Origin of the sequence: Desulfobotulus sp. (assembly GCF_034006065.1) — a bacterium.
Taxonomy (GTDB): Bacteria; Desulfobacterota; Desulfobacteria; order Desulfobacterales; family ASO4-4; genus Desulfobotulus.
Genome location: NZ_JAVETM010000024.1, coordinates 18,100 through 32,708, shown reverse-complemented (window position 1 = coordinate 32,708; position 14,609 = coordinate 18,100). Strand labels below are relative to the sequence as shown.

General features: G+C 55.9%; 14 protein-coding genes. 8 read left to right on the top strand and 6 right to left on the bottom strand.

Annotation, left to right across the window (positions count from 1 at the left end):
- Positions 1–136: 136 nt before the first annotated feature.
- From ectA to hemC, 4 genes are all read right to left on the bottom strand, one after another.
- Positions 137–634 carry a diaminobutyrate acetyltransferase gene (gene ectA / locus RBR60_RS10050; RefSeq protein WP_320356321.1) on the bottom strand — a complete coding sequence of 166 codons (498 nt, stop codon included), beginning with the start codon at positions 632–634 and terminating at the stop codon, positions 137–139.
- Positions 635–828: 194 nt separating this feature from the next.
- The gene (locus tag RBR60_RS10045; RefSeq protein WP_320356319.1) at positions 829–1,686 is read right to left on the bottom strand and encodes a YitT family protein; all 858 of its coding nucleotides are present in this window, start codon (positions 1,684–1,686) and stop codon (positions 829–831) included.
- Positions 1,687–1,697: 11 nt separating this feature from the next.
- On the bottom strand, positions 1,698–3,155 hold the full coding sequence (locus RBR60_RS10040) for an aspartate kinase (protein ID WP_320356317.1): 1,458 nt from the start codon (positions 3,153–3,155) through the stop codon (positions 1,698–1,700).
- Positions 3,156–3,484: 329 nt separating this feature from the next.
- On the bottom strand, positions 3,485–4,450 hold the full coding sequence (gene hemC / locus RBR60_RS10035; RefSeq protein ID WP_320356315.1) for a hydroxymethylbilane synthase: 966 nt from the start codon (positions 4,448–4,450) through the stop codon (positions 3,485–3,487).
- Positions 4,451–4,728: 278 nt separating this feature from the next.
- Between hemC and RBR60_RS10030 the strand changes: the two genes are divergently transcribed.
- Positions 4,729–6,717: a cation:proton antiporter gene (locus tag RBR60_RS10030; protein ID WP_320356313.1), complete on the top strand. Its 1,989-nt coding sequence runs from the start codon at positions 4,729–4,731 to the stop codon at positions 6,715–6,717.
- 38 nt (positions 6,718–6,755) lie between these two features.
- Here RBR60_RS10030 and RBR60_RS10025 read toward each other — a convergent pair whose 3' ends face one another.
- Complete coding sequence (locus tag RBR60_RS10025) at positions 6,756–7,607, bottom strand: amidohydrolase family protein (RefSeq protein WP_320356311.1); 852 nt, start codon at positions 7,605–7,607, stop codon at positions 6,756–6,758.
- A gap of 164 nt (positions 7,608–7,771) precedes the next feature.
- Here RBR60_RS10025 and RBR60_RS10020 point away from each other — a divergent pair, with 164 nt between their 5' ends.
- The 7 genes from RBR60_RS10020 (at position 7,772) to RBR60_RS09990 (ending at position 13,161) form a co-directional block, all read left to right on the top strand.
- Positions 7,772–8,257 carry a tRNA (cytidine(34)-2'-O)-methyltransferase gene (locus RBR60_RS10020; protein ID WP_320356309.1) on the top strand — a complete coding sequence of 162 codons (486 nt, stop codon included), beginning with the start codon at positions 7,772–7,774 and terminating at the stop codon, positions 8,255–8,257.
- Positions 8,254–8,742 carry a Cys-tRNA(Pro) deacylase gene (gene ybaK / locus RBR60_RS10015; protein ID WP_320356307.1) on the top strand — a complete coding sequence of 163 codons (489 nt, stop codon included), beginning with the start codon at positions 8,254–8,256 and terminating at the stop codon, positions 8,740–8,742. Before RBR60_RS10020 ends, ybaK begins: the two co-directional genes overlap by 4 nt.
- Before the next feature lie 219 nt (positions 8,743–8,961).
- Positions 8,962–9,624, top strand: coding sequence for a transcriptional regulator (locus RBR60_RS10010; protein WP_320356305.1), 663 nt, complete (start codon positions 8,962–8,964; stop codon positions 9,622–9,624).
- Between the two features lie 32 nt (positions 9,625–9,656).
- Positions 9,657–10,049: a RidA family protein gene (locus tag RBR60_RS10005; protein ID WP_320356303.1), complete on the top strand. Its 393-nt coding sequence runs from the start codon at positions 9,657–9,659 to the stop codon at positions 10,047–10,049.
- A gap of 22 nt (positions 10,050–10,071) precedes the next feature.
- Positions 10,072–11,088, top strand: a complete 1,017-nt coding sequence (locus tag RBR60_RS10000) for a D-cysteine desulfhydrase (protein WP_320356301.1) — start codon at positions 10,072–10,074, stop codon at positions 11,086–11,088.
- Between the two features lie 71 nt (positions 11,089–11,159).
- The gene (locus tag RBR60_RS09995; protein ID WP_320356299.1) at positions 11,160–11,861 is read left to right on the top strand and encodes an aspartate/glutamate racemase family protein; all 702 of its coding nucleotides are present in this window, start codon (positions 11,160–11,162) and stop codon (positions 11,859–11,861) included.
- A 58-nt stretch (positions 11,862–11,919) separates the two neighbouring features.
- On the top strand, positions 11,920–13,161 hold the full coding sequence (locus tag RBR60_RS09990) for a dicarboxylate/amino acid:cation symporter (protein WP_320356297.1): 1,242 nt from the start codon (positions 11,920–11,922) through the stop codon (positions 13,159–13,161).
- 161 nt (positions 13,162–13,322) lie between these two features.
- Here RBR60_RS09990 and RBR60_RS09985 read toward each other — a convergent pair whose 3' ends face one another.
- Complete coding sequence (locus RBR60_RS09985) at positions 13,323–14,609, bottom strand: CBS domain-containing protein (RefSeq protein ID WP_320356295.1); 1,287 nt, start codon at positions 14,607–14,609, stop codon at positions 13,323–13,325.

The window sequence follows — 14,609 nt, the reverse complement described above, 5'->3', positions numbered from 1 at the left end:
ATCTCCTTGGGGTCGTTGTGTCCTGAAAGGGCTTTGATGAATAAGAAGGCGTAAGCAAGCGCTTCTTTTCAGGAAAAAGTCCTTATAAGGCGACAGAAAAATATTAAAAAATCATAGGCCGCGAAAAAGCGATCTTTCAGTGGATCGCCAGGGGGCCTATGGAAAAAAGAATTTCCGCTTCATGGCTTGCCGCGCCAAAACAGGATGCCGGAAAAATTTCTTCCTGAAAGGTCCATGGGGCCTTGTGGGTTCGGGCAAGGGCGGTGAACAGGGCAATGGAAGCCCGATTGGAAGGGGTGACCGTGGCTTCCACCCACCTGGGCTGTACTTTTCGTGTGAGGGCATCCAGCATGGAAAGCCCCAGACCCTGGCCCTGGCAGGCTGTGGAAACGCAGACCTGCCATATGAAAAGGCAATCTGGCTTTTCCGGAGGGCGGAGCCCGGTGATAAAGCCAGCGATGCTTTCCCCTTTTTCTGCGATGAGGGAGGTTTGGGAAAAGGCGTGGCCAAAGTAGATGTAGTAATAAGCAGAATTGAGATCCAGGGCTGGTGTGTTGCGCACCAGCTCCCAGAGCTTGCCGCCATCAGCGGCGCAGGGATGCCGAAATGTATAGGATGATTTTCGGGATTTCATCACAGGCCTGGTCCTGGATGCAGGGAAGCAGGCGCTTTTTCTCCTTATGGGGGTTGGGCTGTTTGGAGGCTTTCTTTGGGAAAGCAATCCTTTAGAGTTTCAGATCTTATATTTATTTTGAACGCGAACAGGCAAACCATAGCATGCGATGGTTTGCCTGTCAAGTTTTTGACTGATTTGATTTTGTTCAGAATTTAATAAATTTTCCGTTTAGAGAAAGATGCGCCCAGCACGGAGAAGGTGTTTTCCACAATAAAAAGGGCGTTGGCATCCTGGGTGAAAACGATCTCTTCCAGGCGCTTGAGCTGGACATTGTTGATGACGGTCATGAGTACCTGGCGTTCCGTGCGCAGGTAAGCGCCCACCGCAGGGATGAGGGTGGAGCTCATGCCCAGCTCCTCAATGATTCTGCGGGCAATGGCGTCGGAATCGTTGGAAATCACAAAGACCACCTTGCGCTGGTTGAACATGGAAAGGCTGTACTCCAGGGTGGCGGAGGACACAAAGACCATGATGATGGAGGCAATGACCAGATCCACGTCCAGAAAGGCGATGCTGGCAAGGTAGAGGGTGAGATTGAAGATGAAATAGGTTTTTCCAAGGCCCAGGTTGTAGCGCTGTAAAAGGATGAGGGCCACGATGTCAAGGCCGCCGTTGGAGCCTAAGGAGCGCAGCACCATGCCCGCCCCCATGCCGGAGATCACCCCGCAGCTGATGGCCGCATAGAGCTGGTTTTCGATGGGGAAGGTGAAGGTGGAAAGGGCAAAGGCTGCGGTAGTTACAAGGATGGCCCAGACGGTATACAGGACAAAACGCCTGCTGAGCATCACCCCGCCGAGGATCATGAGGGGGATGTTCAGCATGAGATAGATGCTTCCCGGCTCAAGGAATCCTGTGAGGTAGTAGATGAGGGAGGCAAGGCCGAACATGCCGCCGGGAACAAAGGCATGGGGCACGGCAATGCCTTTGATGGCAATGGAATACAGGATACATCCGAAGGTGATGAGCAGAAGGTTCCACCAGACCGTGTAACTGAAATCGCGCTTGAACATGCAGGCTCCGCTTATGAGGCCATGGTCTTGACCTCCGTTGTATCGTTTCCATTCCTTGCCGCATCCTCCACAAGTTTTTTGTGGAGGGCTTGGGCGGCCCTTGCATAGTCTTCTTCGGCTACAATGAACTGCATGTCAACCTGTCTGATGGATTGCTGCATGGCGAGAATGTTGACCTCTGCCTCGCACAGGGCCGTGGTGGCAGCGGCAAGGAAGCCTGGAACCTTCATATTGCTGCCGATGGCGGCAATGAGAGCCACTTTCCGTACGGTGACTTGTGCACCGGGAAAGGCGTCTTCCAGGGCTTCTGTGAGGCGGTTCACCCTTTTGAGGGAACTGTCCACATAATGAATGAGGGTATTGGCATTGAGATTTTTGGCAATGGACTGCATGCGGAATCTGCGGAAGATGTCGCAGACTGCGGCCTCGCGGTCATAGGCGCCCACCCTGTCCTGGTCAAAGATTTCGATGGCAAGGAGGCTTTCTCTGCCAGCGATGATTTCCACGCAGGGGGTCTGGCTTCTGTAAGTTCCATCGATGACGGTACCGGGATGGTCGGGCTCGAAGGTGTTTTTGACGCGGATGGGAATGCCCGCCTGGCGCAGACCTTTGGCCGCCTGGGGATGGATGGCTTCCATGCCGAGATCTGAGAGCTGATCCGCCACATCGTAGTTGGTACGGCCGATGGGGTCCACATTTTCCGCGCCCATGAGTTTGGGATCTCCGGAGCTCAAGTGAAACTCCTTGTGGATGATGGCTTCCCTGGCTGCGGTGATGCAGGCGACCTTGCTGAAGGTGATTTCCGAGTATCCCCGATCAAAGGTGGCCATCAGTCCTTCCTTGCACCGGGTATAGCCGGTGACGATGGGGATTTCTGAAAACACATCAATTTCCGCAAAAACAGACCGGATTTTGTCGTCTATGGGCAGGGCGTGTTCCTCCATCCATCCGGAAAGATCCACAAGTTTTGCGTTGATGCCGTAATTCTGGAGGATCTGAACCGTATTGAAGGCGCTGTGGGCTTCGCCCACGGCGCTGAGGATTTCCCGTACGGTGGTGAGATGCTCTTCTAACTGGAAGTGGCCGAAGGAGCAGAGCCGCGTGAGATCGAGAAGGCAGCTTCTGGCCCCTTCAATGCGTTCCCGCACAAAGCGGTCTGCGGTCATGCGGTCCAGGCCTAAGGGCATAAGTTCCGCATTGATGGCGAACATGCGTTCGGCCACCCGGTTGAGGGCATCTCCCCAGGCCCAGGAAGCCTCGTCATTGGCAAAAAGGCCATAAACGCCCGGTTCCCTTGTTTTTTTATGTTCGAGAAGGAGATCGGTGATGCCCGCATAGGCGGAAACCACAAAAATGCGTCCGTAGAGTTCTTCGGGGCTCCGTTTTCCCAGTACGATGTTCTGGAGTACGTCGGAAAAACGGGACATTGAGGTGCCTCCGATTTTTTCAACGGTGTGGCTGGATTCCATGGATTTTCCTTTTTGTATGGGGATGTTCATGGTCTTGTGATGGGAAAAAATGGCTTGAACGCCTTGAAGCATTGTGTGGAATGCATATCTGGGGTGTCGCATAGCCGTTTAAAATAGTTGTATTTTTATTTTTTGTATGGCCGTTGCATGGGGAAAGCCTAGCGGGTAGGGCTGGGCTTGTCAAGGGATTCGTCAAAAAAATGACGATTATCGGAGGAAAGGGAAGACAGGGGGCCAGCAGAACCAGAGGCCCTGAAGGACGAAGTGGCCCTTGGACTCCGTCCTTTCAGAAGGCCCCGCTTGCAACCTGATTCGGCAGGGTGTCCTGCTCAGGCAGGGGGGAGGGGCTGGCCACTGAATTCCCCCGCACGATCCTTACGGATGGCAGCAAGAATTTCCCGGCCTCCTTTATCAAGGATGCTTCCCGCAAGGTCGTGGCCGAGGTTTTCCGCCTGATTTTTGGGACCGGATACCCTTTCTTTTACAAGGCGAACACCTTCCGTATCAATGATGCCCGCTGAAAGGGTGAGAGTATCGTTTTCAAGTTCTGCAAGGGCGAAGGCGGGAATGCTGCATCCCCCTTCAAGGCGGCGCAGGTAGGCCCGTTCTGCGAGAAGACGATTTTCCGTGTCTTCATGGTTGAGGGCATTCCGGATGCGGGCTTTGCGTTCGGGGTCCAGGTGGGTGAAGGCCTCGATGGCGATACAGCCCTGGCCTACGGGGGGCGTGAAGAGGGAAAGGGGTAGTTTTTCGGTGATCAGGGCATCATAGCCCATGCGGTGTACACCGGCAAAGGCGAGGAGCAGGGCGTCGCACTGGCCTTCGTCCATCTTGCGGATGCGGGTCTGGAGGTTGCCCCGCATGTCTCTGATACGGATATGGGGGTGGGCGTGTTTCAGAAGGGCCACTCGCCGTACCGAGGAGGTGCCCACGGTAAGGGGCTTTTCCGGATCGCAGAGGGTGGCTTCGGGGTTGCGGCTCACCAGCACGTCACCGGGGTATTCTCTCTCCGTGAAGGCAATGAGCTCAAAGCCTTGGGGCAGGACGGACTGCATGTCTTTAGCGCTGTGTACGGCAATGTCCATCTCACCGGAGGCAAGGGCTGCCTCGATCTCTTCGGTGAACACACCTTTGGAGCCGATTTTGGCGATGGATACATCGAGGATCTTGTCCCCTTTGGTTTCCAGAGGCACAAGTTCGGTCTGCATACCGGCTTTCTGCAGCAGGCGGGCCACATGTTCCGCCTGCCAGAGGGCGAGAAGGCTTTTTCGGGTTCCGATGCGGATGGGGCGCATGAATTTCTCCTTATGGATTCGGATATTCCAGGAAGGCTTCCTTTCAAAGGCCGGAAGCCCGAGGAAATCATGAAGAAAGGTTCCTGAAGTGGGGTGCAGGTCCTGATCCGGGGCAAAGGCACCGGATGGGCAAAGGGTATAGCAGAAATGAAGAATGAATAAAAAGCCCCATTGATTTTTACTGTGTTTTTCCCCTGGGCTCAGGCATAAGGTAAGAATTCTGGCCGAGGATCTGGGGCATATCCCGGATCTGCGGCACCTTTTACGGAGACAAGGCAATGGAACTTGGACTTTTACGGGATCTCACCTGGGTGGTGCTTCTGGCCTGCGGGGTTCTGCTGATCTGTTATCGCCTGCATCTGCCCTCTGTGGTGGGGTTTTTTGTGACCGGTATCCTGGTGGGTCCCCATGGTATGGGCCTGGTGTCGGCCAGCCATGAGGTGGAGGTTCTTGCAGAAATCGGGGTGGTGGCCCTGCTCTTTGCCGTGGGTATCGAGTGCTCCCTCGGTACCCTCTGGCGTATCCGTCGTACCGTACTCATGGGCGGCAGCCTTCAGATGGGTGGAACGGCCCTCATCGTGGGAGCAGCCTGCATGCTTTTGGGGCTGCCCCTGGGGCAGAGTTTTTTCTTCGGGCTTCTGGCTGCGGTGAGCAGTACGGTGATTGTCCTGCGTCTTCTTCAGGAACGGGGGCGTATGGATGCGCCTCTCGGCCGGAACAGTCTCGGTATTCTCATTTTTCAGGATCTGGCCGTGGTGCCCGTCATCCTGCTTCTGCCCCTTCTTGCGGGAAAGGATGTTTCCGCAGGCGAGCAGGTCCTCCTGGTGGCAAAGGCCGTGCTGATTGTGGCAGCCACCCTGATCACAGCCCGAAAATTCATTCCATGGCTTTTGTACCGGGTGGTGCGCACCCGCAGCCGGGAGCTTTTTCTGCTCACCATTGTGGCTCTATGCGCGGGCATTACCATGCTCACCGCAGCTTCAGGCCTTTCTCTGGCTCTGGGAGCCTTTCTTGCTGGGCTTGTGGTGTCCGAATCCGAATACAGCCATGAGGCCATGGGCAATATCCAACCCTTACGGGATGTGTTCGCCTTTTTCTTTTTTGTCTTTGTGGGGATGCTGCTGGATCCCTGGATTTTTCTGGAGCGTCCTGCTGCGGTGGTTTTTGCCACCCTGGGGCTTATGGCCATCAAGGTGGGGGCCGCAGCCTTTGCCGTGCGTATGACGGGCTATCCCCTGAGTGTGGCTCTGCCCACAGGCATGATGCTGGCCCAGGTGGGGGAATTCGGTTTTGTGGTGCTCACCGCAGCCACGCCCTTAGGTCTTGTGTCCGAATCCCAGGCTTCGCTTGTGGTGGCGGTGGCGGTTCTCTCCATGGCCCTTTCGCCCTTTCTTGCCCTTGTGGCGGACAGAATGGAGACCCTTCTGCCTGCGGCAGAGGCGGAAGAAGGGGCCGCAGATACGGTGGCAGGTCTGAAGGATCACCTGGTGATTGTGGGTTTTGGCCTCTGCGGCCGCCAGATTGCCGATGCGGCAAGGCAGTCGGGTGTTGCCTTCTGTGTCATTGAGGTGAATCCAGAGACCGTGCGCAGGCTGAGGGAAAAGGGGGAACAGGTGATTTTCGGGGATGCGGGACAGTCCGCCATTCTGGAGCATGCCCATATTGAAAGCGCCAGTGCCCTGGTGGTGGCGGTGAACGATCCTGTGGCCATCCGCAGGGCCACGGTCACGGCAAGGCGGATGCATCCGGGGCTGCACATTGTGGTGCGCACCTCCTATGTGGCGGAGATGGCGGAGCTGTACGAGCTGGGAGCTGACGAGGTGATTCCCGAGGAATTTGAAACTTCCGTGGAGATCGTTTCCCGCCTGCTCAACCATTACCATGTGCCAAGGGAAGACATTGCAGCCTTTGTGGCGGAGATCCGCAAAGACGGGTACGCCATGTTCCGGGGGGAAATTTTTGAAGCCGCATGCAGCCGTATTGCCTGCAAGGTGCCGGATGCGGACATTGCCACCATCCGTCTGCCCCAGAGTTCACCCTTGTGCGGGAAGAACCTTGTGGAAAATGCGATCCGGGAGCGTTATGGGGTCAGTGTTCTGGCCATAGACCGGGACGGAGAGATGCTGCCCAATCCCTCTCCCCTGCGGGTGCTGGCGGCAGGGGACAGGCTGCATATTTTTGGTCGCAGGGGAGATATAGCCGTGTTCACGGCCCTGGTTGCGGATGCAGGGACGGAAACGGCAAAGAAGATCCTGGTGCCTGCCTGAGAAAAAAAGGCAGGAGCCAGGGGGGATGATTTTGGAGTTCAGGCGAAATTTTTTTTTCTGAAGAGGAAGCGGGCGGCGTTTTCACCGCATAGGGCCGCGATGGTATCAGAGGAAAGCCCTGCCTGGGCCATGTCTTGGAAATAGCGGTCCGGTTCCAGGAGGGGCCAGTCTGAACCAAAGAGCAGGCGGCCTTCCCCGAGAAGTCTTATGAGTACAGGATAGATGTCTTTTTTGTAGAGATAGGGAAAGGCTGCGGTGTCAAAGAAAAGGAAATCCGGATGACCCGCAAGGCCCTTTTTCATGAGACTGTACAAGGGATATCCTCCGCCGCCGTGGGCAAGGATCATGGGGTTTTGGGGAAAGCGCAGAATCAGGGATTCAAGAGCCTGAAGGGTGATGGGCGCTTTACCGGGATATCCATGGCCCACGGGATCATTCACATGGATAAGAACCGGGGCGCGGAAGTTTTCACAGAGTGCCATGACGGGACCGAGGTTTTCGAGGATTTTTGTATCAAAATCCCTGTCATAGCAGGCGATCTCCCCAAGGCCGAAGGCTCCGGCTTCAAGGCAGCGTCGGGCTTCCCCTTCCGCCCAGGGGTCTTCGGGATGTACGCAGCAGAGGGCCAGGATACGATCCGGATGCCGGGCCTGGGTTTCAAGGAGAAAGTCGTTGTGGGCTTTCAGCCGATCCCGGTTGCGCCAGGGAAAACCCGCAGCAAGGGAGAGGTCCACCTGATGTTTTTCCATGGACAGGAGAAGGGCCTGGGGGCCTTCCAGCCTTGCCCTTGGATTTTCGTATAAAAGGCGGAAAGCCGGATCGTCAAAAAAGGCGTTCCGGTTTTTTTGTACGCTTTTGGGAAAAAGGTGGGTATGGCAGTCGATGCGCATGGCGTTTCTTTTCTTGAAAATTCGGGCGTATTGGGCTACCCGTAGGCGGCCTCGGTGGAGGCGGACCGGGCTTTGGCCCGATGCCTGATGCTATACCTTACAACGTGGAGCTTGGCTAAAAAAAGATGGAAAACAGGAAAAAAGAAGAAAGGGAGCGGCACATCGTGCTGGTCCATCCGGAAATCCCCTGGAATACGGGCTGTGTGGGCCGGACCTGTCTGGGGACAGGGGCTGTGCTGCACCTTGTGGAGCCCCTGGGCTTTTCTTTGGGGGCAAAGGAGGTGAAACGGGCGGGACTCGATTACTGGCCCAGGGTGGATGTGCGGGTGTGGCCGGATTTCGGAGCCTTTCTGGAAGCCATGAAACCCGAGGCAGAGGAGCTGTTTTTTTTCACCAAAACCGCCAGCCGCTCCTTTCGGGAGATGGGCTGTGCCGGGCGTATGTTTCTGGTTTTCGGTTCCGAGTCCAAAGGTCTGCCGCCGGAGATTCTGCAGCGGTTTTCCGGAGGCCGTTTTCATATTCCCATTTATTCCCATATCCGCTCCTTAAATCTTTCCACAGCCGTGGGCATCGCCCTTTTTGAGACGCTGAGGGAAGGGGATGTTTCCCACGGATGGTCAGAGGAGAGGGCAGCGGGAGGCGCACCATGACCCCGGCTGTGCAGGCGGTACGCAGGGCGAAAATGATCCATACGCTTCATGCCTACACCCACGACCCGAGAGCCGCTTCCTATGGGCTGGAAGCAGCGGAAAAGCTGGGCGTTCCCGAAGCTCAGGTTTTTAAGACCCTGGTGGTGCTTCTGGATGGCCGACAGCTGGCCGTGGGTGTGGTGCCTGTGAGGGATCGGCTGGATATGAAGGCCATGGCAAAGGCGCTTTCCGCGAAAAAGGCGGAGATGGCGGCGGCCGGAGATGTGGAGCGGGCTACGGGCTATGTGCTGGGCGGGGTGAGTCCTCTGGGCCAGAAAAAGCGTCTGCCCACGGTTATTGATCGTTCTGCCCTGGATTATCCGCTCATCTATGTGAGTGCAGGCCGGAGGGGGCTGGATATTTCCCTTTCACCGGAGGATCTGGGCAGGCTGACGGCTGCGGTGTTTACGGATATTGTTCAGGGCACATCCGCAGGGGAGGGTTGAGTTTTCAGCACTTATTGGGTCATCTGGTTTTTTCCATGGGGAAGAAGCGGTGTGCAGGCCAGACTTTCTGAAAGCTTCAGAAAGCCTGGTTTTATTTTGTGTGAAAACAATATTCAACTTTTTTTGTAAGACTTCAACAAAAATTCATTGACATGGAACTTAAAATTTTAGATGCTTTTTTACGGACACAGCCGGGTGCGCGAAAGGAGAGGCAGAACCATGGAAGAAAAGGAACATCTTTTCAGGATACTGATACAGATCGCAGAGGCTTTCACGGCCATGTTTCCCAAGAATTTTGAAGTGGTGCTGCATGATCTGTCAGAACCCCAGCAGTCCATCCGCCATATCAGCGGCAATGTGACAGGCCGCAAGGTGGGCGGGCCTGTAACGGATCTGGTGCTCAAGGCCCTGCATAAGGAAGGGCGGGGTTGCCGGGACCGTCACAATTACAAAACCACCAGCCGGGATGGCCGGACCCTGAAATCAACGACCCTTTTTATCCGGGACAGAGCCGGGGAGGTAATGGCGGCCTTCTGCATCAATTTTGACACAACGGATTACTGCAATGCAGTGCATGCCCTGGAGCTTTTCACCAGTACGGTTTCGGGATTCAACGGTCAGGAAAAGGTGGAGACCTTCTCAGGCTCTATCACAGAAACCATAGAGACCCTGTTCCAGCAGGCGGAAGCCAAAGTGGGCAAACAGTCGGCCACCATGTCCATGGAAGAGCGGATTGAAACGGTGCGGGAACTGGAAGCCAACGGTGTTTTTAAGATCAAAGGCGGCATTGACCAGGTGGCTCTCCTCATGGGGGTGTCCAAGTACACGGTATACAATTATTTAAAAAGGATGCAGGCGGAAAAGGACATGGAACGCTTCTGATACGAAACGTTTGGCATCCGGGAGGAGAAAATATGGATAAACCAAGGGATCTGCAGCCATTTTCAACGGATAAGGCCCCTGCGGCCATCGGCCCCTATTCCCAGGGGATTGCCGTGGGCGATCTTCTTTTTGTTTCGGGTCAGCTGCCCATAGATCCCGCCACAGGTGATTTTGTGGCGGGGGATATCAGTGCCCGGACCCACCAGTGCCTCAAGAATATCGCAGCCATTGGGGCGGCCGCAGGCACGGGCCTGCACCGGGCGGTGAAGCTTACGGTGTTTCTTACGGATATGGCGGATTTTGCCGCCGTGAATGCGGTGTACGCCCAGTATTTTGACAAGGTTTTTCCCGCCCGTTCCGCCGTACAGGTGGCGGCTCTGCCGAAAAACGCGGACATTGAAATTGAAGCCATTCTTGCACGCTAACGCATAATAAGGAGATACGCCCATGAATCTCGCCAGATTCCCCCGTCGCCGGTACACCGAAGGCCAGACCCCCCTTGAATTCCTGCCCCGTTTCACCGAAGCCGTGGGTGGCCCCAATATCTACATCAAAAGGGATGATCTGCTGGGCCTGACTTCCGGAGGCAACAAGACCCGCAAGCTGGAATTCCTTGTGGCTGACGCCCTGGTGCAGGGAGCAGACACCCTGATCACCTGCGGCGCCGTGCAGTCCAATCACTGTCGTCTGACCCTGGCAGCTGCGGTGAAGGAAGGCCTGAAGTGCCGTCTGGTGCTGGAAGAACGGGTACCGGGCTCCTACAAGCCCGAAGCCTCGGGGAACAATTTTCTCTTCAACCTTCTGGGTGTGGAAAAGATCACGGTAGTGCCTGCAGGCACCAACATGATGGAAGCCATGGGCAAAGTGGCTGAGGAGCTGGCCGCAGCAGGACGCAAGGGTTACGTGATTCCCGGAGGCGGCTCCAATGCCATTGGTGCCACCGGATATGTGGCCTGCGCCCAGGAGATTCAGGACCAGCTTTTTCAGAAAGGCCTGGATATTCACCATCTCTGTGTGGCTTCGGGATCCGCAGGCACCCATGCCGGTCTGCTCACCGGCTTTCTCGGGTGCAACATGAACATCCCCGTGACGGGCGTGGGCGTAAGTCGGGATCCGGAAGATCAGGATCCTCTGGTGCATAAGGTGGCCCTGGAAACCGCCGAACGTCTGGGCATGAAGCAGGATATTCCAAGGGAAGCGGTGGTGACCTTTGGCGATTACTGGCGGCCCAAGTATTCCGTACCCAACGCAGGCATGGTGGAGGCGGTGAATCTCATGGCCAAGACCGAAGGCATCCTTCTGGATCCTGTGTATACGGGTAAGGCCGTGGCCGGTCTCATTGGGCTCTGCCGTAAAGGCTACTTCAAAAAAGGGGAGAACGTGCTGTACGTGCACACGGGTGGTTCTCCGGCCCTGTATGCCTATATCAAGCCCATTCTGGGGCTGGAAGCGGTTGCTGAATAGATCTCGGAAACCGGAAAACGCCTGAACGGGGGGTTTTCCGGTTTTTTTGTACAAAGGGAAAGGGGAGGGTCATGGGAGAAAAGGTTGTGGGTATCATCGGAGGAATGGGACCGGAAGCGACGGTGGACCTCATGGGTCGGGTCATCCGGGCCACTCCGGCCAAAGATGACAGGGATCATATCCGTATGCTGGTGGATAACAACCCTAAGGTGCCGTCCCGCATCCGGGCTCTGATCGAAGGCACGGGAGAAAGCCCTGCCCCTTGTCTGCGGGAAATGGCCCGCAAGCTTGAAGGCTGGGGGGCTGACTTTCTCGCCATGCCCTGCAACACAGCACATTACTATTACAAAGAGGTTCGGGAGGCTGTGGCGATTCCCGTGCTGGACATGATCGCCCTTTCCGTGGATGCGGCCCTTGCCTGCAAAAGGGACCTGAAACAGGTGGGACTGCTTGCCTCCACAGCGGTGCTGAATCTTGGGCTGTACGAAAAGGCCTTTGCGGAAAAAGGGGTCAATCTTCTCGCGCCGCCCTCCGGAGTGCAGGACCCTCTGATGGCAGCCATTCGTACCATCAAGACCAGTGTATACGGGGATGAGGTGCGGGCCGCCCTGCAGGCAGCAGGAGACAGCCTGGTGCATAAGGGGGCGGAACTTCTTCTTGTGGCCTGCACGGAGCTTTCCATTATTTCAGAAGGTCTGGAGGCCCGGGTTCCCATGCTGGACGCCTCCCAGATTCTTGCGGAAGCCATTGTAAAAAAAGCAGGCGGGGCCTGAGCTTTTTTTTAAAGGAGAAAAATCCAGACAAGCGGGAACACATTCAAAGGAGGTTATCATGACAGCAGGAACAAAAAAGAAAATGAGTCTTCCGGCCAAAATGGGCATTGGCTTTGCCCTGGGTATTGTGCTGGGCTTTGTCTTTCAGATGGGCGGTTGGGATATTGCCTGGATCAAACCCTTCGGGGATCTCTTCATCCGCCTCATCCGCATGATTGTCGTACCCCTGGTCTTTATCTCTCTTGTGGCTGGTGCTGCGAGCATGGGAGATCTGAGCAAGCTGGGACGGGTATCCATCAAGACCATCACCTATTATGTGGGCACAACAGCCGTGGCAGTTTTCATCGGGCTTGTCATTGCAAACCTTTTTCAGCCCGGTGTGGGGCTGAATCTGGCCACCGAAGGCCTGAAAGCCAGGGAAGTAAGCCCGCCTGGTGCCGTGCAGACCTTTTTAAATATCGTCCCCCTGAATCCGGCCCAGGCCCTGGCCGAAGGGAATCTGCTTCAGATTATCTTCTTTGCCATTTTCTTTGGATTCGCCTTGTCCAGTCTCGGAGAAAAGGGAAAGCCTCTGCTGAAAATCTTTGAGGTTGGAAATGAGGTTATGATCCGCATCACCGGCGCGGTTATGCAGTACGCACCCTATGGTGTGTGCGCTCTGATTGCCTATACGGTGGGCAACAGCGGCATGCATGTGCTTTTACCCCTGATGAAGCTCATCGTACTCATGTACCTTGCTGCTGTGATTCATGTGTGCGTGGTGTATCTGCCTTTCCTGAAAGGTGTGGGCGGGCTTTCTCTGAAAAATTTCTTCAAGATTATGAGCCAGCCCCTGCTCATCGCCTTTTCCACCTGCTCCAGTGCTGCGGCCCTGCCCGCCAACCTGACCGCCACGGAAAAACTCGGTGTTCCGAGAACCATTTCCACCTTCACCATTCCCCTGGGTACGACCATCAACATGGATGGAGCAGCCATTTATCTGGGACTTGCCGCTGTCTTTGTGGCCCAGGTTTATGGCATTGAACTGGCTTTTTCCTCCCAGCTGAGCATTCTGCTCATTGCCATTCTGGCTTCCATCGGTTCCGTGGGCGTTCCTTCCGCAGCCCTGGTGGTCATGACCATGGTTTTCACCCAGGTGCATCTGCCCATGGAAGGTATTGCCCTGGTGGCAGGGGTTGATCGGATCCTGGATATGGCAAGAACCACCCTCAATGTCATGGGCGACGCCACGGGCGCTGTGGTGGTGTCACGGCTGGAAGGGGAGCTGGATCCCGATGCTTCCGGGGAATCTTTGGCCTGAAAGGGAAAGTGGTGTGATGGCTTGTCCCATTGACGGCGAAAAGAGCTGTTGAAATGGGAGATACGCAGAGAGAGATAATCTCAAAAGCCTGTAGAACAAGAAAAAATTCCGGTGCTTCCTTGGGAGCCTCGGAATTTTTTTATCCCAAAAGGGTGCGAAGCTCAGAAGTCATACATATGGAGGATGATGGAAGTCCTTGTGATTTCAGCCACAAGCTTTTTGTCCTTTACCACGGGCAGAAATCCGGTTTCCGAGCGCGACATGAGAAGAAGGGCCTGGCGCAGGCTGTCTTCTGGTGCCACCGAGGGTACATCCCGGTTCAGCATGGCAGTGACGGGCTGCTCCCACTGCCGGTCCTGGCGGATGGCGGCCAGGGTTTTTTCGGTGAGGATGCCGAGGAAATGATTTTCCTCACTCACCACCGGGAGGGCATTTTTCCCCGTTTTCCGGAGAAGATCCGCCGCCTGCCGGACGGAATTTCCGGCAAGGAGCAGGGCGGGGACGGGACTCATGAGGTGGCCTACGGAGGCTTCCTCAATCTTTGTGCCGTGGATGCAGTTCATGAGCTGCTTCCGGGCGCTTTCCATGTCACCTTTCAGCATGGCCGAGGCAGCTCCGGGGTGTCCGCCCCCGCCCAGTCTGCGCATCATGGCTCCGAGATCCAGCTCCCTTGCACTGCTGCGTGCGATGACCGTCATTTTATCCGGCCCCATGGGAAAGATCCCGAAGGCGGCATCCAACCCTTGGATTTCCTTGAAGCGATGCACCACCGTGGGCAGCATGGTGAGCCCCTTTTCCGCTTCAAGGGAAGCGATTCCGATTGTAAGGCTGCCCAGGGAAAAGATCCGGGCTTCCCGGAGCATACGCTGGAACAGTTCCATGTGGCGCGGGTCGAGAGCGCTGTCCTGATAGGCGGCCACCACATGGAGGTCAGCCCCGTTTTCCAGCATGAAGCCCGCCATGTGCACATCCCGTGCTGTGGTGGAGGGAAAGGAGAGGGAGCCTGTGTCATCATAGATGCCCAGAAGAAAAAGGGTGGCGTGGACAGGCGAAAAGGCGCAGTCCCTGGCTTTCATTTCTTCGAGAAGCAGGGTGACTGCAGCGCCCGTTTCTTCCTGATGCAGCTCGGAAGCGGCGATGCTGCCCCGGCCGGGGTGGTGATCCCATACAATGGTGCGGAGATTTTTCTGTCCGGCAAGGGCCTTCATGTTGTCAAGGCGTTCCCAACTGGCCGTGTCCGTGACCGTGAGCTGACGGACAGGAGAAAGATCAAAACCTTTGCGGGAGTGCAGCCGGAGCATGTCCCAGTGCACGGAAACAAATTCCTGCACCGCAGGATGAAGCTGGGTGGGCAGAATCCGCAGGGCTTCGGGATAGAGGAAGGAGGCCGCCACCATGGAGGCCAGGGCATCAAAATCCGTATTGTTGTGGCAGCTTATGATGTGCAT